This window comes from Paenibacillus sp. cl141a (assembly GCF_900109305.1).
GTDB classification, from domain to species: domain Bacteria; phylum Bacillota; class Bacilli; order Paenibacillales; family Paenibacillaceae; genus Paenibacillus_AQ; species Paenibacillus_AQ lautus_A.
Genome location: NZ_FNZO01000002.1, coordinates 739101 through 762377, shown reverse-complemented (window position 1 = coordinate 762377; position 23277 = coordinate 739101). Strand labels below are relative to the sequence as shown.

Sequence of the window (23277 nt, the reverse complement as noted above, 5' to 3'; positions counted from 1 at the left end):
CTGTTTAACAACTAGTCGTTATGGTGAACCCTATAATACGTACATTTCGTTAGATGGATCGGAACAAGAAAGGAGGAGTCATGGCGTGAATTCCCGGACACTGGAGCAATGGATACCGGATATAACAGAGAGCCTAAAGGCAAAGACGTCAAATGATTTTCAGCGCATCATCGACGAATTTCTCCCTTATGACCTGGCAAGAATACATAGCCACCTGAGCGATATGGACCAAACCCGATTTCTGCAGTTTCTGAACGAGGAACAACTGGCGGACATGATTCAGGAAATGGAGCATGATCAGCAAATCGAAGTTCTGGGCAGGCTGGGCAAAGAAAGAACGGCCATCATTCTTGACCTGATGGATAATGACGATCTCGCCATTCTGCTGGACGAGCTCTCACCCGAGCAGAAGGACGAATTTCTTAAGGGAATGCGGGACGAGGAATCCCAATTTGTCCTGAACCTGATGAAATACCCGCCGGAAACCGCCGGCCGTATCATGACGAACCGTTATGTGTGGATCCCCCAGCATTACACCGTCTCGGAGGTGGTCCAGAAGCTGAAAACCTACGTCTCGATTTCGGAAACCATCAACTATCTCTACGTCATTGATCATGACAAGAAACTGATAGGCGTGGTGTCATACCGGGGACTCATCTTGGCCGAGCCGGAGGAATATATCGTGGACATCATGCACAGCCGGGTGCTGTCCGTGCCCGTGGATGCCGATCAGGAGGAGGTCGCGCACATGATCCAAAAATACGATTTGGTCGCCATCCCCGTCGTTGAACAGGACAACCGTCTTGTAGGAATCATTACGGTTGACGATATTCTGGACGTCGTCATTAAGGAAGCCGATGAGGACATCCGGAAAATGAACGCCACCGGAGGCAAAACCATCGACTTCAACACCAAAGCAACCGTTGCCGCCTACCGAAGATTGCCGTGGTTAATCCTCCTCTTATTCATCGGGCTGATCTCGGGAACAATCATTTCCCGATTTGAAGAGACGCTGGCACAGGTGGTGGCGCTCGCCTTCTTCATGCCCATGATTGCGGGAATGACCGGAAATACCGGAACGCAGTCGCTTGCTGTCATCGTAAGAGGCTTAACCACCAAAGAAATGACCAAATCGCTGGTGTTCCGGCTGTTAGCCAGGGAGCTGAAGGTCGGGCTGATGATCGGGGTGACGTGCGGCATTCTGATTTCGTTGATCGCTTACTTCTGGCAGGGCAACCTCTACTTGGGGTTTGTGGTCGGAAGCTCGTTGATTGCCACGCTCATCGTGGGCACGATGGCCGGCACCGTCATCCCCCTCATTCTGTTCAAATTCAAGATCGATCCGGCTGTGGCTTCCGGTCCACTGATTACAACCATTAACGATATTCTCTCGCTTGTTATCTACTTTGGCATCGCTACCCTGTTTCTTACCTATATCTAACCGAGCACTTGGGTTAACCATCCCTGTCGATAAAAAGACTTCCGCGTAATTACCGGAAGTCTTTTTTGGGATCCGCCTGTTTAAGGATATCATGATCTCAAATCGTCTGGATCTTATGGGATCATGAGGAAAAAGTTTGCAATGGATGCTATCCGCGTTATCATATACGTAAAAGAGGAGACATGGCGATGAGTAAAAATTTATTTCATCCTGAAGCAAGAGAGAAACTTATGTGGCTTAATGAACCTGGACATTGGGAGTTTACGACAGATGACGGGCTCATCATGGATGCTCCATCGAAAGCTGATTTTTTCAAAGACCCTGCAGGAAAACATATGGCTCATTCTGCACCCTATCTTCATCTTCAGGTTGAATCAACATTCCAGCTAATAACGCAGCTTCAAGTAGACATGCACCATTTATATGATTCCGGGTGCTTGATGTTGATGGCAGACGAGAACAATTGGGCCAAGCTATGTTATGAATTCAATGGTGAGCATGCTACCATCGTGTCCGTCGTTACTCGGAACGGTGTGTCGGATGACTGTAACTCTGAGCGTGTATTCGTCAGCAATCCTTATTTGAAAATGACGAAGAAAGACAAAACGATTTCCTTTTACTACTCATCCGATGGTGAAGTTTGGAAATTGATTCGATACTTCGGAATGGATGCCCCGCTTCCTTTTAATGCGGGTGTGGTCGCTCAATCACCGATGGGAGCAGGCTGTCGAGTCCAATTTCTGTCTTTGTTATTATCAGAATCTGATGAGGAAAGCAGGTTTTAGACATGCAGTTCAAATATTTCTTTAGTTAAAGGGCCGGTGCTGCTTAAACGTTACCAAAAAGTAATTACATCACTTCAAAGTGCGTACTTCTCAAGCCAAACCCTAACGTGCAAAATGACATTAATCAAGAACATGACGTTAGGAGATGAACTTATATGAATACAGATCAACGTTCACATCATTCGCAAAAAACGGCTTTGGTTGTAGGGGCCAACGGGGTGATCGGCCGCAACCTCATCGAGTATCTTGCGACGCTTCAAGGCTGGGATATCATCGGCGTATCGCGCCGAGGCGGGGAATCCACGAACCGCGTACGTTATATCTCCGCCGACCTCCTTGACCGCGAGGATACGATCGCCAAATTAAGCTCCTTGACCGAAGTGACGCATATCTTCTACGCAGCCTATCAGGACCGGCCAACATGGGCCGAACTCGTCGCGCCGAATTTGGCCATGCTCGTTCATGTCGTGGAAGCCATCGAGCCCATTGCCGACAATCTGCAGCATGTCAGCCTGATGCAGGGCTATAAGGTATACGGCGCGCATCTCGGTCCGTTCAAGACGCCGGCCCGGGAGACGGATGCGAATCCTATGCCGCCGGAATTCAATGTGGATCAGCAGAACTTCCTGGAGGAACGGCAGCAAGGCAAAGCCTGGACCTGGTCCGCGCTGCGCCCCTCCGTTGTCAGCGGATTCGCCCTTGGAAACCCGATGAATCTGGCGATGGTCATTGCCGTTTATGCCTCGATTTCGAAAGAGCTCGGCATTCCTCTGCGTTTTCCAGGTAAGCCGGGAGCCTATCACAGCCTGCTCGAGATGACCGATGCCGATCTGCTCGCGAAAGCGACCGTTTGGGCAGCGACCGATGAACGCTGCGCCAATCAAGCCTTCAATATTACGAACGGCGACCTGTTCCGCTGGAACGAATTGTGGCCGAAGATCGCATCGTATTTTGAGATGGAAACCGCACCGCCCCTGCAGATGAATCTGGAAACGGTCATGGCGGATAAAGAGCCGGTTTGGAATCGCATGGTCGAGAAGCATGGGCTTGCGAAGCACGATTATGAAGAGGTTTCATCCTGGAAGTTCGGTGATTTCGTGTTCTCCTGGGATTATGATTTCTTTGCAGACGGCTCGAAGGCCCGCCGCTTCGGGTTTCATGAGTATGTCGATACGGAGGCCATGTTCATGAACATCTTTGACGAGCTCCGGCGGCGTAAAGTCATTCCATAAGTGATCGCGCAACCTGCATGACGAAGAGCCGACTATTAGAGAAATAGCCGGCTCTTCTCCTGCAGGTTAATGCGTTTCTTCAAGCGCAGGCTTTTCCAGCACGGTTGCGGACTCGCCATATTTTCGCTCGATATGCGCATCTCCCCATCGGCACATCAGATGAAGAATCTCCTTCAGGCTCCAGCCATACTCGCTCAGTTCATACTCCACCTTGGGTGGAACCTGATTGTACGTTGTGCGTACTATCACGCCCTCCTCTTCCAGCTCCCGCAGATGCTGTGTCAGCATTTTCTGGGTGATCTGGGGAATCAGGCTTAAAAATTCGCTATTTCGTCTTTTACCGAAAGTAAGATGAAAGAGAATGACCGGTTTCCACTTTCCGCCAATGACCTCCAGCGTAGCTTCGACCGCCGTGTTGTACACTTTTTCTTTAGACTCCATGCAAGCCTCGCTCCTTCGTTACACGATATGGCATTACCACAGATTTCCGATCTCCCGCTTTACTTCTTCCACTATAACACGAACCCCTTCCTCGATCTGGTCCAATCGCGCTCTGGAAATGCTGATACGTATAAACTTCTCGCGCATCAGGTAGTCGGAGAGATAAAACAGCTTGCCGGACACCACATGAACGTTCCGTTTCTTCAGCCGTCTGATCAACCGTTCCAGGTTCACGGTCTGGGGCAGCTTAAACAGCTGATATATGCCGCCGTCGCCGGGCATGGCTTCAATGAACCCGGTCCCCTCGAACCGCCGCACCGCAGCGTTCAGCGCTTGCATACGAGTGTCGTACTGGCCGTAAATTTTCTGTTTATGCCGCTCGTACATCCCGTTGCTGATATAAATTTCGAGTGCCGCTTGGGACAGCAGCGACGTATCCCCGTAACTTTTGTAGGCATGGAACGTTTCGAGCAATCGTTCCGGCAGGGCGACGGCCCCTAATCGCAGTCCGGGAAAAATGATCTTCGAGAAGCTCTTCAGATACACCACGTGGGAGGACCTGTTGTAAGCATGGATTGGATCGTATCCCCGTTCTTCGCCTAAATCGGCCATATAGTCGTCTTCCACAATATAAACGTGATATCGGGTCGCCAGGTTTGCAATGGCCTTCCTCTGCTCGGCGCTGTAGGAAGTGCCCAGCGGATTATGATATCTCGGCATCGTATAGAAAAATTTAATGCGTCCCGTTCGGAATTGCTCCTCCAAAACCTGCAGATCGATGCCTGCTGACGTGCGCGCAATTCCGATAACGGGGAATCCCTCACTCTCCAGAAACTTCAGGTAGTTATTGTAGCTGGGCTGTTCCACCAGAATGATGGACTTTCCGCCAGGGAACGGCATTTTCGCCAAGATCTCGAGCGCCTGCTGAGCGCCTGCCGTGACCACGGTTCTCTCAGCGGTAGCGAACACCTGATTTCCGGCCAGGTGAGAGACCAGGGTATGGCGAAGCTTCTCCATCCCTTGCGTATCGCCATACGTAAACAACTCATATTTATAGGTATCAATCGCCTTGTTCAGGCAATGTTGAAAATCCAAATACGGGAATACATTCACGTCCGGGGAGGCCGAGGAAAAATCGATCATCGCATGTACGCTCCCGTCCTCCTCCGATTTCGGACGGTCGACCACATAATACCCGCTTTGGGATACGGAATAAATCGCATGCCGTTTCTCCAGCTCGGCGTATGCCCGCAGTACGGTGCTGATGCTGCATCCGTACATGGCTGCCGCACGCCGCACGGAAGGCAGCTTTTGTCCCGGACGATACTGTCCTTCCGAAATTTGGGTTTCCAGCTCCGAGAGAATGGACAAGTATTTTTGCATCATGCACCTCCTGTCTTTTCTATGCTTGATTATATCCGACTCCCTTATATCCCAAAAGATCTAATATTTTTAGGTGAAAAACCTAATTTTATTAGGTTTTTTGAGTGGAAAGCTTCTGATAAAATAAATACAAACGCTTACAACGCAACGATTCAAGGAGGACATGTGATGACCAAGCCCGTACAGCCTAACGAACCGATCGTAACCCATATCTATACCGCAGACCCTTCCGCCCACGTATTCGAGGGTAAAATTTATATTTATCCATCCCATGACCTGGATCACGAGAACACGTCCAATGATAACGGCGACCAGTATGACATGGAGGATTACCACGTTCTCTCGATGGAGGATGTGAATGCTCCATGCGTGGACCATGGCGAAGCCCTTCATGTGAAGGATGTTCCATGGGCAAAGAAGCAAATGTGGGCACCGGATGCTGCCTTCAAGAACGACACTTACTATTTATATTTCCCCGCCAGGGATCATGACGATATTTTCCGTCTTGGCGTAGCTACAAGCTCTTCGCCTTCCGGTCCATTCAAGCCGGAGCCCCACTACATTCCGGGCAGCTACAGCATCGATCCTGCCGTATTCGTGGACGACGATAACCGGGCCTATATTTACTTCGGCGGTCTCTGGGGCGGACAGCTGGAACAATGGCAGACCGGTTCACACATTCCGGATGCGGAGGGACCTGCGGCAGATGCGCCCGCCATCGGACCGCGGGTCGCTGAGCTGAGCGACGACATGCTTACTTTTAAGGAATCGCCCCAAGAAATATCCATCGTGGATGAGAAGGGCAATCCGATCGTTGCAGGGGATGAGGAGCGAAGATATTTTGAAGGGCCTTGGGTTCATAAATACAACGGCACCTACTATCTATCGTACTCCACCGGATCAACGCACAAAATCGTCTATGCCACGAGTGATAGTCCAACAGGCCCATTTGAGTTCAAGGGCACGATTCTGACACCCGTTATCGGCTGGACGACCCATCACTCCATCGTTCAGTTCCAGGACAAATGGTATCTCTTCTACCATGACAGCTCCCTGTCCGGCGGTGCAGACAACAAACGCAGCGTCAAATTCACCGAGCTGACCTACAACGAGGACGGCACCATCCAGACGATTGACCCGTACGGCAAATAAGCCGTCGCAAGCGCTCTCCCGTAAAATAAACAAGCTGACCCACATTATGGAGTCAGCTTGTTGCCGTTCGCGATATTGTTCATGCGTTGCAGCCCTGTCCGTTACACGCCCTTTTTAAACAAAGAAAAAGAGTAAATCGCCGGAGCCGCCGCGATCAGAATAATGACAGGGACGATGGCGATGACAAGGTTCACCTTCAGAAACGCCGTCAGGATCATGAACGCTCCGCCTGCCATCCACAGGTACCCGGCAAAACGATGCGTTTTATTCCAATTATCCTGGCTGTTCAGCGTCCAAGGCAGCTTGATGCCCACCGTATAGTTCTGTTTGCTCTTCGGCAAATAATTGCCGGTGATCACGAGCAGCATGCCCACTAGAGCCGGTGCAATCGTCTGGATCGGCAGCTCGGCCCCCAAAGCCTTAAACAGCGTGATTGGCATGAGAATGAGAGACAGTGCGGGGATGAGCCATAGACCCATTGTTCTTAAAACCGGGGCAGCGTTCATTTTCTTGGGATCGTTGTTAAGCCCCACATTGACAATGACGTTAATAACCGCCGTAATCAACGGAAGCACAAACGCCGCAACCGCCTTAGGCACATAATTATCCGGGTTGCCAGCCGCGTCCCAGTGAACCGCCACCTGATCAGGCAATTGATTGTACAGCGTCATCGATAAAATAATTGGCAGCAAGCATATCAGCGTTGTTATAACCAGCATCGAACTATTCTTTTTCCTCATCTTGTTTCCCCCCGTTAAATTGTGAAAACCACAGCATGATTTCTTCGAAGACGGACACGTTGATCTCATAATAAATATAATTTTTATATTTTGTTTCAAATATCAGTCCGGCCTTCTTCAGCTGCGACAGATGATACGAAATGGTCGCCCCGGTCATATCGAAATGCTGACCGATCTCTCCGGCAGACATTTTGCCGCGTTTGAGCATAACCAGGATGTCCCGTCTCACCGGATCAGATAACGCCTTGAATGTTTCCGGAAACCCCAATGTGCATCACCCATATTTCTATTTAGAATTTCATCTAAATACATTATCGCTTACATCTGCATTCAATTGCAATACCTATTTTGAAAAAAATCTAAATAGAGTGCTAAATGGGCAACCGGGCAAGCCTCATCACCGCGGCCGGCGTAATCGTTGGTTTGCCAATAAACAACAAAAGCCAGCCACGGACCCGCGTTACGCGCTGATCCATAGCAGGCTTACATCACGGCCTGTTTATCCAAGCACCTTCTCGAATACCGGAAAGCTTGCCGCTCTATCCGGGACATTCACTTCTCCCCGCAGGTCATAACCTAAGCCTTGATACAGCTTAAGCGCAGCCGTATTCTTGGCCTAAGTGTCCAGTCGTAGGCTCGGTAACCCTGGCGCGCGCCATACTCTTCGGAGAAAGCCATGATTTCCTGAAGGTCCTCTGTCCGTCCTGTCCGTATGTTCAAATTCATCGAAACACCTATTATTGTTTTTTTAGAACAGTTTACTATGGTTGGACGGCTGCAACAACTCGTAACGCATGACCCTCGAAAGCATCCTATTTAAGCAGTGTAAGAGTCATCTCTATCGTATTGTTTACGAAAGAGCGCTCCGGACGGGATTTCAACATCACGGTCAGCCCAATCAAGGATACGATGAGCGCTTGCGATAAAGCTTTGGCGTCTGTTCCCTTCGCAAGCTCGCCCGATTGTATGCCCCGCTCAATGGTTTCTTGGAATATGACCGCCAGATACATCTGATGCTCCCTTGTCAGAATTTCAAATTTCTCATCATGAGGCGCAAGCTCGACCATCGTGTTAATGCAAAAACATCCGCGGCTGCGGCTTTCGGCGTATTCCTCATCCACTACATTTTCAAAAAAGGCTCGGAACGCCTCCCTGACCGATCGATGATGTTGCAGCCTGGTTCGCACCTCAGAAGCATGCCCTCTCGTATATTTGCGCAGCGCGGTTTCGAACAACTCTTTTTTGTCTCCGAACGCAGAGTAAATACTGGGCCGCTGAATGCCCATTCTGGAGGTCAAATCGCTTAATGAAGTAGCCTCGTATCCCTTCTCCCAAAACAGCTGCATCGCGGCATCCAATACCTTCTCTTCATCAAATTCGCGGACTCGTCCCATCGTTAATTACCTCTCGTTACTTTAGATTTAAAGGAAGCTCGATGATCACAGGCGGTAAGCAATAGTTCAATTTCATTACCAATCAGTAAAATAATTTTAAAATCTACGAATGCTTTTGTCAAACACCGAATATCCGATTTTTGCATTTATATCAAAACCTCCAATCATAATTTTAAATCATTTCAATAAACGTATTGACATGAATTGTCACTGTGGGATATATTTATCGATGATTTTAATATACCGATCGGTACGAAAAAAAGAAAGGATTGGATGCATGAAAATGGAGGGAATGCCCGATAAAAAAGCGGCCCGTAACGAAACGGGGGCTGATACGTCACAGGGGGCGGCGAGTTCGTCTGAATGCGGTTATGCTGCTCCGATGGCTCGTTACGTGACGTTATTGTTTGCGATTGCCTGCGGCATGTCGGTTGCTAACATCTACTTTGCACAGCCGCTGCTCGATCAGCTGTCAAACGAGTTCAACATGGATTATTCCATCATCGGCATTGTGATTACCGTCACGCAGGTTTTCTACGCATTGGGACTGCTGCTGCTCGTGCCTCTCGGCGATCTGCTGAACCAGCGCCGATTGATTATCGGTCAGATGACGATCTCCGCAGCAGCTCTGGTTATCGTAGGTACTGCTTCTTCCGGTGCGATGCTCTTCGCAGGCTTGGCTTTGGTCGGACTGCTTGCCGTTGTAACGCAGACCATCGTGGCATTCGCGGCAACTATGGCTGCCCCTGCCGAAAGAGGGCGTGTCGTCGGCATGGTAACCAGCGGAATTGTGATTGGGATCCTTCTTGCGCGAACCGTTTCCGGAATCCTGAAGGACCTTGCAGGATGGCGCTTCGTTTATCTGGTTTCGGCTGCGTTGATGCTGCTCATGGTTTACGCATTATATATGGTGCTGCCAAATGCTGCGCGCAAGATAAAGACTCTTTCTTATGCTCAACTGCTTAAGTCGGTATGGATGTTGTTCCTGCAAGAACGGCTATTACGTATCCGCGCTGTGTTGGCTATGCTGATTTTTACGGCTTTCAGCATGTTGTGGACCCCATTGGTACTGCCTCTTAGCTCGCCGCCGCTATCCCTTTCGCACTCGGCTATCGGGGCGTTCGGCCTCGTGGGCGTCGTAGGGGCATTGGCTGCAGCAAAGGCCGGTAAGCTGGCCGATCGAGGTTATGGACAGCGAACGACGGGAATTGCATTGTTCCTGCTATTGCTGTCATGGCTGCCCATCGGCTACATGGAACGGTCGCTGTTCGCCTTGGTCATTGGCATTATTCTGTTGGACTTGGCGGTACAGGCCGTGCATGTCACGAATCAGAGCATGATTTTTGCATTGCGGCCGAAGGCGCGCAGTCGGATTGTTGGCGGCTACATGATGTTCTATTCCATCGGAAGTGCTGCCGGTTCCATTTCTTCAACCCATATTTACGCTCACTTCGGCTGGCATGGGGTATGCGTGCTCGGAGCCTTCGTCAGCACTGTTGCTCTTATTTTTTGGGCTGTGACCAAAGGCGCTAATGGTGCCCACTGATAGTAATTCAAACTACAAAAGATCGCTTCCCTCGGAAACGGGGTGGCGATCCTTTAGAATATCCACGAACAGTGGCGAGCTTCCAGCCCATACGCCAATTATTTTGGAAGCTCTCTATTTATCGTTATGGATACAGTTCCTATGGATGCAGTTCCTCAAAATAACGAAAGACACGCCGTTTGGGCGTGCCTTCATCCTATTCTTATGGCGTTTTCCCCAGGATCACTTCCCCTGTCGTCTTATTCCAGGACATCGGAATGCCAAGCTTTGATGTGATCAACTCCAATGGAAACATGGTCGAATTCGCCAGGAATGGAACGCTGGCATTTTCTCGCGTCACCATCCCGTTCACCAATACAACGGCGGGATCGCTGGATTTAATGGATACGGTGTTCCCGCCATAAGAGAAAGACCATACCGGAATTCGCTGATTTCCGTGTTTCGGATCCGGATTGGACTGTCCGCGCTTCACTTTAATCCCGAGGGCTTCAAATACGCTAGTATGCGGTACATACAGCTTGCCTTTCACTATGGCGGAAGAACCGTAGAAGCTAACCGTTTGTCCGTTTACCGTCCATGATAAAGGAGGCTGCACCCTGACCGGATTCCCATCGTTCTCGTTAGGCGAGCCGCTGCCTTGATATTTCTCTTCTCCCCAAGCCAGCACCTTGCCGTCCTGATTGGTTGCATAACCGGCATACCCCTTGCTTCCCCAAAGTGCCGTTATACCTGCCAGACCTTTCACTCGAAAAGGCTTTGCCGTCGGATCGTTGTAATTCCACTGCCAGACCGTGCCATCGTTTTTAAGCATAAATAAACGGTTGGCCCCTGTTCGTATCTCTTGGATATCGTTTAATCCCTTCACCGCAGCCGGCGTTTGCTGCTTCGTATTCACATTCCACCTCAGCACTGTTCCGTTCTCATGCAGCAGAAACACGTCATACCAATGCGCGGCGATTCCGGTAATGGAGGAAGCAACCAACGGTTCAACTTCGCGAAACTCGCGTTCCAGGCGGAACCGGTCGTAGAAACTGTTATATACCGTTAACATATCGACGCTGCCGTCTTTACCGAGAATCAGGGCCTCATGTCCGGCGACCACTATTGTTTTTGCATTCGTGACGCCCTTGATAGGAAAGTACTTTACCGTCATCTTCAAATGATCATTCGGATCAAACGCCGGACTCCATATCGTTGCAGACCCATCCTTATGCACTGCGACAGAACCATGGTTTGAAATGGCCAAACTGGCTACATCCTTTAGTCCTTCCAGCTTTATGAGCCCTCCCCGTTTTTGAAAAGGTAACAACGGATCCCCGTTAATATAAGGCGAGTAATAATCGCCCCAGGCCCACACGTCCCCGTTCTTGTCCAAGGCAAATGAAGAATTGTCGCCTGCCGCCACCTGAACGATATTCGCCAGACCCGCGACTTGCTTTGGCACCAATTGATGAATGCTGGTCCCGTCACCTACTTGACCTGACTTGTTATAACCCCAGGCGGTCACGGAGCCGTCGCTCCATGACGCAACACCATGTCCGCTGCCCCCGGCCACGCTTGCCGGTATGGGACGGGAATCTCCATTCGTTGCTTCCGCTGCTCCCGCAGAGCCCAGCACCGTACAATTGACTGCTAATAATATCGTCACTAACATATAAGCTACCTTGCGATTCCATTTCTTCACGAATGAGGCCTCCATTCTCAATCCATAATGGTATATAATACCATAACAAAAGATGATAGGGAAAAAATAGTATATCCGCTGCTGATAGCCGGAAGATCTTTTTTGGCTGGATTCAGTTCAGCCTATGTTTGTTGGAATAGAGTTGCCGTGAACATGCAGTCCGCGCACAGGAACATATAATAGATGCCTTCCCCGTACTCCTCGATCTGTTCCCAATCCAGCTGCCCGATGAATGTCATGCTCCGGGAACAGCAAGGGCAGGAAGGGTAGACGGCGTCCTGGATCCAAGCCGGGTAACCGCCGATTTGCGAGACCGCCGGACCGAGCGCCCAATAGGCGGCATAATAGCTGCTGCGAGGGTTGTCCGCAAGCCGCAAGGATTGCCCCGCCGACGCAAAACTTCGCTCATTCTCCTCGGAATCAGGCCCACGCACATATTCCGGTTTAATATTAGTCTGGCTCCATTCGGATTTTCCATGGAAATCCACATCCATATAGATCGTATCGTAACAACTGCATGTCACGCAGGTGGTCACTCGAAGCCTCTCACCAGACAACCCCAGGAATCGAAGCCTCGGATGGCTGATGTCCAGATCCGCCAAAGTGGTCAAGCTGCTTCCGCACCATGGACAGGAAGCGGAATCCTCCTTCAAAAATTGTGCAGGCTCAGGTTCCGCTTCATAAGCGCTTTCTGATGGCACTATTTTCGCTATGGCGTAGCTGTCATGGTAGAATAGTCGGCGCTTGCTCCCATTCTCCGTGAGCTCCCAGCCCCCCTCATGCGCATAAGCTTCAGGCGGAACATACAGCTCCTTAGCCCAAGATGGAGGACCGGACCTCCATTCTTGAAATTGGCGCACAACCTGATCATCCCCGATCCAAGCCAAGGCCAACAGCAGATGGTTGCGGTTATCCTTGTCCTGTTCCACTTGTTGAAGCAGTTCGTCGCGGCTATGGGTAGATGCATCTTTGAACAAAATGCCAGGGTAATAAATCCCCCGTTTCAGCAGTATCGGTATGCAGGATTCAAGCGAGCAGTTCCGATAGCAGATCAGGGACACAAGAATCTCCTGGCAAGTGTCCTCATCGCCCGATTCCAGCAGTTCAAGGGCTGCATTCAGCATGCGGTCGGCATCACCCGCAGATAAAGCGGAATATACCTCTTCTCTTTTCAGATGATAGGGAATATATCGGATGAATGGATCCCGTTTCACGGGGGTATGCATGATCTTAAGAATCTCTACCGGGTCTGTTATCCCCTCGTATAAGTCGATATCTCTCCGGTGCTGTTCTATGTAACGCTGCCGTTCTGCGCGCTCCATCTCCTGCTTGCACGGCATGCAATAACCGTCGGTTTTGGCCGCGGTTGCCGGCAATATCGTTGCCGAGCATCCTTCGCTTCGGCATGGCAGCCGTTCAGTCATCATAGCCCCTCCTTATTGGGTGTTAGTCAAATCAGATGGATCCTGGCTACTATTCTATGATAAGCCGACCTCAGCTGGAGCCCGGCCTGTTTTCTCATGGCCATGAATTTCCTCTATTAACTATAGCTTTCTTTTCATTCCCATATCAACAAGGAGCTCTCTTATCTTCGGGATCTATCACCACAAGAAAGGCGAGATCCGTTAACGTCTATGAATACGCAATATTCGACGGAAACGCATATTACCGAAAATAGCGATCCTTCATGAAAGGCATATGGCAACCAGCCATCCGAGCATGCCCCGAACCACGCATCGTGCGCGCAGGGAGCAGTGCGCACGATATACAAAACCTGTTACATCAGGGAGTTGTTCATGCAGAAAAATGAACGCGAGAAAGGGGAATAGCATACTCCGAGCGTATCGACTCTTAAACGCCAGCCTGGCGACGGACAGTTAAGCTCTTTCACCTCAGCGATTGCGCTAGCCCGGTTCGCCACGTGGGATAGAGCGGCTGCCAGCCATACTCCTTCCGGGCTTTGGCGTTGGATGCGCCGCGCTCGCCGCGCTTGCTCCCTGCTTGATAGGCTGGAGCTGGCGCTTGCAGCGCATCGGCATACACCGGCAGCCATGCCGTTCCCACGGCAGGCTCATCGTCAACGATGTTGACCGGGCCTGACGGCCAGTCCAATGCCAGCAGAGCGGCAATCGCCGCATCCTCGACATGGAGAAAGGACTGAACGCCATCCGTTGCCGGCAGAGCTCGACTTCGTACTTTTTCCGCCATGATTCCGTTGGCGTCGTACCACGTGCCGGGTCCGTAGAACATTCCGTACCTTAGAATGACGTGGCTCGGCATTTGGGCAACGGCATGCTCCAGCGATACGATACCGTCTATCGTCGACTTGCGAGGTGCAGGCGCTTGGACATCCAGGGGGGCGTCTTCGGTGGCGGGATGCTCTCCCGGCTCGTACGCCCAAGAAATGCTCTGGGCAATCATTCGCTTAACGCCATGGATTTGGGCGGCTTCCACCAAATGACGCGTTCCCTCTATCCGAATCCTGGCATTATCCTCCAGATTCCATTGGCTTAACGAAGTAAGCTGATGGATAATGACATCCGGCCGGATCTCCCCGATTGCGGCGATCATTCCTTCGCGGTCAAAAGCATCCGCAACGATCCCTCTTGCTCCCCAGGATTCGATCAACCCTTTACCCTGATTATTGCGGGTCATGCCTGTAACCTCATGACCGGCTTGCACCAGCTTGGGAAGCAGCCGCTGGCCGATGACTCCCGTAGAGCCTGCAACAAATATGTTCATATAAACTGACAACCTCCTGTTCGTTAGATATAAAATGAATGGAACCCTTCGAGAGTGAAAGACATTAAGGGGCCCTGGTCCTGTCGGAAATTGGAATTGCAGTTCCATCTTAGCATGATGGATAAGCATCCTTAAGGGCCACTTTTCATCGGGCAGACCGTGCCAATTCATCCCCGGCGCAGATGATCAACACGGTTAACCCGGAAGCAGCCAAATCAAGTCAAGCGCACTACAAGCTCTTTTTTGCCAAGCCGGGTGGATCCTCGCCGTATTCGCATAACACAAAAACGCACCACATAAAAGTGGCGCGTTCACTTGAGAATAATAGCCGGTTCCTGTCCGTTTACTCTTCTTCTGTTACATCACGTATCGACGCATTCGTAGCGCTGCGCTGCTGCCGGCATTCCGGTTGATTGCATACGCCATAAAAGGTCGCGATTCGATTCGTATCTACCGTATCGATTAGAGCGTTGCAATGTCTGCATAGGATGACACCCATATTCACCTTTTTAACGGAATGGTTCATGCTTCACTCATCCTCTCTTGGTATCAGATTTGTGTTCAGAACTTCCCAGCCATATGCTTCCTGCTTACCTACAGACCGAACCTCCATTTCCGCTTCTTCTCTTTGGGTTCGATTCACCTCCAATTAAGCATGTTATATATGAATCGGTTGTAATTAATGTACACCATAAATATATAATACACAATATATATTAAAAAAATAGTTATTTTCATCATATATGACGTCATATTAAATAGACTTTCGTTCCGTGTCTCCTCAGTGTCTATCATGCCTTGTGGAGCGAAAATGTCGCAGTCATTGAGTTTTTAATCGCTTGTGCTGGTTGGGATAATGCACCTTCTTTCTTATACCAATGAGCTCGTACAGAGGTAACTGAAAGATTCACGTCCATCTGATATCCGCAAGGTGCTTATTGACCGCAATAAAAAAGCCACTTGATATAGGCAGCCATTGCATCGGCTTCTCATCAGGGACATTTTTTCATGGTCGATATAGACTGATGTAATTACGATCCGAATATCGGTATCCATTCAATCATGAGAACAATACTTATTGCTAAACCTGCAAAACACAAGTTATACTAGCCAACATAAGGACGTGAAGTACACGCCGCTTCTATGCAAAGTGCCCCAATGAAGGATTGGGGTTGCATTGTATGGGGCGGCTTTTTTATGTTCTAGCAAAATCTGTCTTATACTGAGGAGGGCAACTGATCATGTCACGGTTCGATCAACAATATGAGCTCTGGATACACACAAATATCCTCAATGAGAAGAATCCCCGCAGGCTCGAAATCCTTAATAAAGGCCTAGGCCATGGCACCGTCGAGTTTCTACGTGCCGTTTGGTTTCCAGCGATCGGTCATTTCAATGACTTGCATCCGGAATGGGAGGTACGCGATTTCAGCAATGGTTATCGTTATTTGGACCTCGCTTATATGCCCGGCGATGCTAGAGGAGGCATCGAAATACAAGGATACGGACCGCATGCCCGCGATCTGGACGTCAGAAGGTTTAAGGATTTATGCCGTCGCCACTGTTTATTGGCACTGGATGGCTGGACATTCCTTCCCATAGCCTATCCCTCCATCGTCGAAGAGCCAAAGCAGTGCCAGCAGCTCATCCTATCCTTCGTCGGCAGATTCGTTGCAACCGATGTACCTGCGTCATTAAGCTGGCTTGAGGCAGAAGCCGTGCGATTTGCCCGGCGACTTCTGCGCCCGATAACCCCTTTGGAGCTTGCTAATCATCTTAGGGTGAGTGATCGACACACCCGACGCTTATTGCATAAACTGGTCGAGCTGCAGATTCTGGACATCGCAAACGGAGAACAACGAGCCCGGACCTATAAACTCCGCTTGTAAATGGTAGTAATGATGGGGGAATACAACAGTTCAGGGAAGAAGAAGGAAGGCATGCGTTCTTCCAAGTGAGAATATGAAGACAGCAAGGAGGGAGCTTGTGAATTGGGTACCGGCGATATTGCAGATATCCATGAGAGAATATTAGTTACACTAAGTGGACACCAGATCCGTTATTTAGAAAAAAACAGCCACTTTTTCCGATCTTCCGGACACAGGATCCGCTATTTACTCTAAACACCTCGATTAACAGCCATTTTTTGAGTAATAGCGGATCTGGTGTCCTCATATAACCCAAAACTCGCCATCTAAGATCAAATAGCGGAACCTTGGTCCTCATAATCAACAGTCACAAACACGAGCCCGTATCTACAAACTCTGCTTGTAAATGGTAGTAATGATGGGGGCGTACAACAGTTCATCAGTTCATGTAGTTTCTGCAATTCTTGTAGTTCTTGTAGTTCTTGCAGATACCTTAGAGACGAATATTAGTTACACTAAGTGGACACCAGATCCGTTATTTAGAAAAAAACAGCTACTTTTTCCGAACTTCCGGACACAGGATCCGCTATTTGCTCTAAACACCACGATTATCAGCCATTTTCTAAGTAATAGCGGATCTGGTGTCCTCATCTAACCCAAAACTCGCCATCTAAGACCAAATAGCGGAACCTCAGTCCTCATCAAATTGCAACAGTCACCAACGCAAGACCGTATCTACAAAAATAGCAGAACCTCAGTCCTCAAACCTTACTACAGTCCGCGCCTCCACCTGATGCTGGATCGCAGTCAGCGTCTCGTCCCAAAAACGCCTCATGACCTCACGCATATAAACGTCATCCAGCATCTCCTGATGGATCGCGATGGTCGTGTTTCCCGTTTTCGTGGACAGCACATAAATTTGCAGCCGGGACGGGTTGCCCCACTCCTTACGCTTCCAGGTCAGGCGCAGCTTATGGTAAGGGACGACCACCGTAATTTTGCCGGACACGCCTTCCTTCGACTCATACTCCTGCCCGACCCGCAGTTCCAGAGAAGGAACAGCTCCAATCCATAATGATAGTCCCTCTGGAGACGTGAGGAAATCCCACAAGCTCTCCTTCGTCACGGCCATCGTTTTCCTGACCCCGATCTGAACCCCGGCATCTTTGGTAACGCCGACAGGCACCCGGCCCATCAGCTGTTCGTACATCGTGGCGATCCATTCGCCCCACTCCCCAGATACCTGATGCTGCTCGACAATATGGTTTCTAATCTGCTCATGGGACCAGAGCGGCTCCACTTCCTGCCCTAGAGCTACGACCCATGCCTCCCACGAACGTTCCGTTGCCTTTATCACTTCTTGTTTAAAAATGGAGCCAACCATCGCGCTCTCCTCCTGATACGATCTGATGGAGTTCATTATATAACACAAACACTGACAACGAAGGTCAGTGTTTATCATCAACTTTGATAATATTTGAATAACGACTCGGCAATATCGGCCAAACCTGATTTCAGCTCCTCGGGCCCAACGATGCGAATTTTACCGCCGAAGGATAGAAGATAGTAGGCAACTTGCGTATACAACGTAGACTCATCCAGTCTAAACACCGCCTCCTCCGCCGTACGTTCGACGAGCGCGTGGCCGAGCAGCCAATGCCCGCATAAATCGTCCAAAGCTTGGGAGATGCCTTGGATATGCACGGAAACCAAATGGGGATTGGATTCGGAGCCTTGCTCCGTCAACAGGCTGTCCAATAAAAATTCACGCGGGGAAAATGTCGCCGGGCGGTCAAACACGACGTCGGTAGGCCGGATCTGGCCCATGCGGTCGACACGGAAGCAGCGAATTTCACTGCGCAGATGGCAATAGCCAACTGCATACCATTTGCTCTTCCAGTGAACGAGCCCATAAGGATCTAAAGTCCGTGTCTGCTTAACGCCATCATAGCCTGTCGTGTAATCTATCTCGAGACTGGTTTGCCGGTCGATCCCGGCTTCGATCTCATGCAGCATGGAGGTAAGCCCGGAGGCTGCAGGCGGATGGATGGCCTCGATACTGTTCTCCTGTTGCTCCAAACGCTTCAACTGCTCCGGATTCGTATATCGTTTGATTTTGGATATGGCCCGATTCAGCGGCTCTTCGGATGGATACCCCGCTTCCCGTGCGAATGCGGCTGCATGAAAAAGCGCCTTTTGCTCATCGGCATCAAAAAACAGGGGCTCCAGCTTGATATGATCCGGAATGGAGTACCCTCCGTCGCGTCCCATCTCCGAAATGATAGGCACTCCCGAAATGCATAGGGCATCGATATTCCGGTAAATCGTTCGGATGTGAACGCCCAGTTCCTCCGATAGCTGTTTTGCCGAAATTCTTTTGCGCGATTTCAGCAGCCAAAGAATTGCCAGCATATTATCCGCCTTGGACATCGTGTGCAGCCGTCCTTCCCTTGGAATTCCTTCGTTTGTCGTTTGTTCTATTATATCTCACTTCCTTAGAAGGTTTGGAGTTATTCTTCCTGCTGCACTCTAACGTTGTCCAGCGCCCCCAATCCCAATGAGAAAAGCCGATCCGCTGCAGGATCGGCCTGATTTTGTACATCGTGCACACGACTCCCACGCGCACGGTACGTGGTCAGTGGCATGCTTGGATGGCTGTCGACTAGATGTAACGGAAAGATGATGCCCTGCTTCATCAGCTGCCATGCCCTTGCACTGGGAATGACAACTGTTCCTCATTCATCTGCTATCATACTCATGCGCATCGTGAATGACAACTTTTCTTTCCTCAATGATCATGCCCCACCGTGATGACAACGCTGCCCCTTTTACGCCCTGTATCCGCGTATCGGTGTGCGTCGGCAATTTGCTCCAATGCATACCTTCTATCGATGACCGGTTTGATCTTCCCTTCCCCAAGCAGATCCGTAAGCCGTCTCAAATCCTCCATCAGCACCTTGGCTACCCCCTGCCCTTCTACCGTTACATAACTCCCGCCCGCGGCAAGCAAATGCTTGCAACGGGATTTCGGCAGTTTGCCGACCGCGTCCAGAATGATGTCGTAGCGCTCCCCGCTTTTCGAAATATCCTCTTGGGTATAATCCACGACTTGATCGGCTCCGAGCGACTTCACCAGCTCTACATTCACGGTGCTGCAAACGCCGGTAACCACGGTTCCCGCATGTTTGGCAAGCTGTACGGCTAAATTCCCCACCGCGCCGGATGCACCATAGATCAGAACCTTGTGCCCCTGCCGGATGTTCGCTTTTCTAAAAAAATGCAGGGCCGTCGTCCCTCCGAAAAAGAGCGCGGCGGCATCGTCATAAGTCACGTGCTCCGGCTTCATTACGATCATCCCGTCTTCGTGCATGCAGATGTACTGCGCGTACGTGCCAAATTGCATTCCCCTGAATGCCAGAACCTGATCGCCGATCTTGAACCGTGTAACATCCCGGCCTATCGCTTCCACTTCCCCCGCCAGCTCCACCCCGAGTATCGGTTGTCTTGGCTTCCTCAGACCGAGCACCAATCGCATGGGGATTTTATACAATAGAGGACTGCGAAATCCCCGTACGCGGCAATCCCCCGAATTGACGGTAGTGGCATAAATTTTGATCCGAACTTCGTGATCCTTAGGAATAGGCTTCGCTACCTCTTGGAGCTGTAACACCTCCGGTGATCCGTAAGCGGTGCATACCATTGCTTTCATGGGTTTCCTCCAAAACTGCTTTTGCAATCAGTATATCTGCCGCAACGCACCGGGATATAGATACTTTAGTATGGTTTTCGAATAAAAACACGGTAGTCAAACCGGCTGTCACCTACAGCAAGCCTAACTCGCGCGCACGCGCAACAGCTTCGGTACGACGGGTAACCTGGAGTTTATCGAATATGATCCGGTTATGCCCTTTGACGGTACTAAGCGCAACAAAAAGTTTTTCGCTGATCTGACGATTGGATAGTCCTTGGGCGATGAGACGCAGCACCTCCATTTCCCGCCGACTCAGCGGCTCGATCAGAGACTCCGCAAGCTGAAGCTGGCTTGGAGAGGACTTGCCCGTGCTTTCCAGTCCTTCCATCTCAAAAGCGTGCAGCAGCTTCTCCAAATAATCATGCATCGGTTGAGTCCCGGTTGCCTCTCGTATCGGTTGGCTGGCAGATACTGCCCTAAGCAGCTCCTGCATCGGCAGCCCTTCATCGATGAATAACCGAATAAAACCGCCGGGCTCGGCCATCGCCACAGCATTTTCGGCGATCCGGGCGGCTTGCAGCTTATCGCCCTGGGCATGCAGAGCCAGGGCCAGCACGACCATGACCTTGAGCTGCTCGTCGGCCCATTCCTTAGCTTCCATCTGCGCCCGCAAGGGTTCGATGATCGTCAGGGCGGCCCCCGCATGCCCTTTAGCCAACAAAACACTGGCCTGACTGAGACGGAGCCCATGCTCCTGTGCCAGCTGGGAGGCTTCACTGAAATTCCCTTGTTGAAGCAGGACAAGCACCTGCGCTTCGGCAATGAAGGGCAGCTGACTCATGAACTGCTGCTGACGCGCGAGGCGATCTGCCTTAGCTAACATGGCGGCTGCTTCGCTCACTTCTCCACGCAATAACTTCAGCCTCGCGAGAAACACCTCGCATGCCACGGCTCTGTCGGTTTGTTCAAACTGCGCGGCTAATTGAAGGGCCTTCAGCCCATGCCGTTCAGCGGCATCGAGGTCATTCCACTCACGGCAGATTCGGGCCAGGCCCAAATGCGCTTCGCATGCAGCCGGCGGCGGAGGGTCACCCGCCAACTCCAGAACGCGTCGATAGGTCACGGCTGCTGCATATAATTGATTATCCGCTTCCTGAAGAAGTCCGAGTCCGAGCGTTGCCATCATGGCGATTATGAAATGTCCGATCTTCTGACTGATAGCAACGGCCTCATGATAAGCCTGCCCTGCCGCGGCACGATCGCCCTGGAGCTGGTAAGCGTATCCCAGCGTCCACAACGTGGCCGTGCGGACAGGCAGATTATGCGGACTTAAATATTCCAAGGCCCGTCGCGATTCCGTCATAATGACTTCCGGCTGATGCTTGCTGACAGCAAGCGTCGCACGAATGGAGGCAATATGTCCTATGAGATCACGCATATTGCCGTCATCCTCGGCTGGCAAATGAACCTCGGCAGCTTGAAGTTTGCGTTCGACGCCGTTCATTTGGCCGACCATCAGGAGAGCAGAGGCATGCATGACACAAAGCGCCGGCCTTGCGTCCAATTCTGCCTTCGGCAGGGAATCCAGCCAATCGAGCACGGGGTGGATCGCTCCACGGAAGACCAGTGGCATCCCCTCCCCTTCAATCAGACGCGCGGCGCGATCCACGTCCTGGGCAGCAGCCGCATGCTGGAAAGCCTCCAGCCAAAAATCATGACGATCATGCCAGTCGCTGGCACGCCGATGCAGTTCCGCCACGATCCTCTTCCCGTCTTCGGCATCCTTGCCTTTTCGGGATAGGCGTTGCCGCAATGCATCCGAGAACAAGTGATGATACCGGTACCAGCGCCTCTCGTTATCTAGCTGAAAGATGAACAGATTGGCACGCTCCAGGTACTCCAGGGTTTCTTGTCCGGAAACGGCGGCCATCGGGGAATCACCGTCTTCCCTCTGCAAAACGTATTCGCACAAGGAACCGCTGAGCCGGTCGAGAATGGAAGTGTTCAGCAAAAAATCCTGCACGCTCTCAGGCTGTTGCTGCAGCACTTCTTCAATCAAATAGTCCAGTACGTAGCGGTGGCTGCCGCTGAAGGATCGAATAAAGCCCGCAGCGTCTCGATGGCCCCGCAAGGACAGCGCCGCTAACTGCAGGCCGGCGATCCAGCCTTCCGTACGGGATGCAATAAGCGCTGCATCCTCCCCTGACAGGTCCAGCCCCATCACATGCCGCATGAATTCGGAGGTTTCAATGGAGGTGAACCGCAAATCCGGTGTCCGCACTTCCGTCAGCTGGTTTCTTGCACGGAGCCGGGCCAAGGCCAGATCGGGATCCTTGCGGCTGGCAATAACCACATGCATCTGCGGCGGCATGTGTTCAATGAGAAAGCCAAGAGCGCGGTCTATCGGTTTGGAATCAAGCACGTGGTAATCATCAAGCACAAGGATGACACGGTCCGGTTTGGCCGTGATTTGATTCAGCATGGCCATAACGATGGCTTCGATTGGCAGAGGATGCGGTGACGGGGCGTGGAGTGTGCTCACCACCCTCTCTCCGATATCAACCCCGATGGTTTGCAGGGCAGCCAAGAGGTAAGCGAAAAATCTGGATGGCTCACGGTCCTCCTTTTCCAAGGACAGCCAGGCAACGGGCTGCGGACAGCCCCCGATCCATTGGCTGAGCAGCGTGGTTTTACCGCTCCCGGCAGAAGCGGAAATCGTGGTCAGCTTCCGGTGCAGACGCAGCCCCTCGTTCAAACGTTCGATCAACCTGGGACGAGGGACAGCCTGGGAGCGTGGAGAAGGAATATATAATTTCGTGGATAAAATCGTCGTGGACATCATAACCCCCGTTATGCCGTCATTGCAGCAGTTTTCAACTTATTGTTTACTATGGTTTAAGTGTTCGACGGACTCAGGATTTTCCCTCTAATGCGCTACATCCGCCCGCTGCAGTCGAACCGGAAAGCATGATTGGGAAGGTAAGGCATACGATGTAAGATTTTATAATTAGAGCGCTTTAACAGGAGTCCGATTCAAAGGCGAGGTGATAGGTGTTAAGAGAGAACAACGTAATGCAGCGATTCCGACTGAACGGTCGAAGTGTCGAAATTAGTGAGAAGGTTTTATTTGAAGATCAAGCTATCCTCAAGTTTGGCGGAGATACTTACGGTTTCTGAC

Annotated in this window: 19 protein-coding genes; 6 read left to right on the top strand and 13 right to left on the bottom strand. The window is 50.9% G+C overall.

Annotated features, from left to right (window positions below):
* The first annotated feature begins 85 nt into the window (after positions 1-85).
* The 3 genes from mgtE to BMX45_RS08615 all read left to right on the top strand — a co-directional run bounded on the left by mgtE (position 86) and on the right by BMX45_RS08615 (position 3458).
* Positions 86-1441, top strand: a complete 1356-nt coding sequence (gene mgtE, locus BMX45_RS08625) for a magnesium transporter (RefSeq protein ID WP_090909308.1) — start codon at positions 86-88, stop codon at positions 1439-1441.
* Positions 1442-1629: 188 nt separating this feature from the next.
* A complete protein-coding gene (locus BMX45_RS08620) occupies positions 1630-2226 on the top strand; it encodes a DUF1349 domain-containing protein (RefSeq protein ID WP_090909307.1) in 597 nt (198 codons plus the stop codon).
* Between the two features lie 155 nt (positions 2227-2381).
* Positions 2382-3458, top strand: a complete 1077-nt coding sequence (locus tag BMX45_RS08615; RefSeq protein ID WP_090909306.1) for an SDR family oxidoreductase — start codon at positions 2382-2384, stop codon at positions 3456-3458.
* A gap of 66 nt (positions 3459-3524) precedes the next feature.
* On the opposite strand, the gene BMX45_RS08610 is transcribed toward BMX45_RS08615, so the two are convergent.
* A complete protein-coding gene (locus BMX45_RS08610; RefSeq protein ID WP_090909305.1) occupies positions 3525-3899 on the bottom strand; it encodes a winged helix-turn-helix transcriptional regulator in 375 nt (124 codons plus the stop codon).
* Between the two features lie 33 nt (positions 3900-3932).
* A complete protein-coding gene (locus tag BMX45_RS08605; protein ID WP_090909304.1) occupies positions 3933-5282 on the bottom strand; it encodes an aminotransferase-like domain-containing protein in 1350 nt (449 codons plus the stop codon).
* 168 nt (positions 5283-5450) lie between these two features.
* Here BMX45_RS08605 and BMX45_RS08600 point away from each other — a divergent pair, with 168 nt between their 5' ends.
* A complete protein-coding gene (locus BMX45_RS08600; RefSeq protein WP_090909303.1) occupies positions 5451-6434 on the top strand; it encodes a glycoside hydrolase family 43 protein in 984 nt (327 codons plus the stop codon).
* Positions 6435-6535: 101 nt separating this feature from the next.
* Here BMX45_RS08600 and BMX45_RS08595 read toward each other — a convergent pair whose 3' ends face one another.
* The 3 genes from BMX45_RS08595 to BMX45_RS08580 form a co-directional block, all read right to left on the bottom strand.
* Complete coding sequence (locus BMX45_RS08595; RefSeq protein ID WP_090909302.1) at positions 6536-7174, bottom strand: SdpI family protein; 639 nt, start codon at positions 7172-7174, stop codon at positions 6536-6538.
* Complete coding sequence (locus BMX45_RS08590) at positions 7158-7442, bottom strand: autorepressor SdpR family transcription factor (protein WP_015736836.1); 285 nt, start codon at positions 7440-7442, stop codon at positions 7158-7160. The genes BMX45_RS08595 and BMX45_RS08590 overlap by 17 nt, the downstream gene beginning before the upstream one ends.
* Positions 7443-7986: 544 nt before the next feature.
* On the bottom strand, positions 7987-8568 hold the full coding sequence (locus tag BMX45_RS08580) for a TetR/AcrR family transcriptional regulator (protein WP_090909301.1): 582 nt from the start codon (positions 8566-8568) through the stop codon (positions 7987-7989).
* Positions 8569-8950: 382 nt separating this feature from the next.
* Here BMX45_RS08580 and BMX45_RS08575 point away from each other — a divergent pair, with 382 nt between their 5' ends.
* Positions 8951-10114, top strand: coding sequence for an MFS transporter (locus BMX45_RS08575; protein WP_090909545.1), 1164 nt, complete (start codon positions 8951-8953; stop codon positions 10112-10114).
* Positions 10115-10316: 202 nt separating this feature from the next.
* Here BMX45_RS08575 and BMX45_RS08570 read toward each other — a convergent pair whose 3' ends face one another.
* The 4 genes from BMX45_RS08570 to BMX45_RS08555 all read right to left on the bottom strand — a co-directional run bounded on the left by BMX45_RS08570 (position 10317) and on the right by BMX45_RS08555 (position 15066).
* Positions 10317-11798, bottom strand: a complete 1482-nt coding sequence (locus tag BMX45_RS08570) for a stalk domain-containing protein (RefSeq protein WP_090909300.1) — start codon at positions 11796-11798, stop codon at positions 10317-10319.
* Positions 11799-11920: 122 nt separating this feature from the next.
* Positions 11921-13222: a DUF1963 domain-containing protein gene (locus BMX45_RS08565; RefSeq protein WP_090909299.1), complete on the bottom strand. Its 1302-nt coding sequence runs from the start codon at positions 13220-13222 to the stop codon at positions 11921-11923.
* Positions 13223-13685: 463 nt separating this feature from the next.
* Positions 13686-14540, bottom strand: a complete 855-nt coding sequence (locus BMX45_RS08560) for an NAD-dependent epimerase/dehydratase family protein (RefSeq protein WP_090909298.1) — start codon at positions 14538-14540, stop codon at positions 13686-13688.
* 343 nt (positions 14541-14883) lie between these two features.
* Complete coding sequence (locus BMX45_RS08555; RefSeq protein WP_009591018.1) at positions 14884-15066, bottom strand: GapA-binding peptide SR1P; 183 nt, start codon at positions 15064-15066, stop codon at positions 14884-14886.
* Between the two features lie 715 nt (positions 15067-15781).
* On the opposite strand from BMX45_RS08555, the gene BMX45_RS08550 reads away from it, so the two are divergent.
* Positions 15782-16429, top strand: coding sequence for a transcriptional regulator (locus BMX45_RS08550; protein WP_090909297.1), 648 nt, complete (start codon positions 15782-15784; stop codon positions 16427-16429).
* 733 nt (positions 16430-17162) lie between these two features.
* On the opposite strand, the gene BMX45_RS08545 is transcribed toward BMX45_RS08550, so the two are convergent.
* From BMX45_RS08545 to BMX45_RS08530, 4 genes are all read right to left on the bottom strand, one after another.
* Positions 17163-17792: an SRPBCC family protein gene (locus tag BMX45_RS08545; protein ID WP_090909296.1), complete on the bottom strand. Its 630-nt coding sequence runs from the start codon at positions 17790-17792 to the stop codon at positions 17163-17165.
* A 77-nt stretch (positions 17793-17869) separates the two neighbouring features.
* Positions 17870-18838, bottom strand: a complete 969-nt coding sequence (locus BMX45_RS08540; protein WP_090909295.1) for a helix-turn-helix transcriptional regulator — start codon at positions 18836-18838, stop codon at positions 17870-17872.
* 358 nt (positions 18839-19196) lie between these two features.
* Positions 19197-20117: an NAD(P)-dependent alcohol dehydrogenase gene (locus BMX45_RS08535; protein WP_090909294.1), complete on the bottom strand. Its 921-nt coding sequence runs from the start codon at positions 20115-20117 to the stop codon at positions 19197-19199.
* Between the two features lie 112 nt (positions 20118-20229).
* A complete protein-coding gene (locus BMX45_RS08530; protein ID WP_090909293.1) occupies positions 20230-22938 on the bottom strand; it encodes a winged helix-turn-helix domain-containing protein in 2709 nt (902 codons plus the stop codon).
* Positions 22939-23277: the final 339 nt, after the last annotated feature.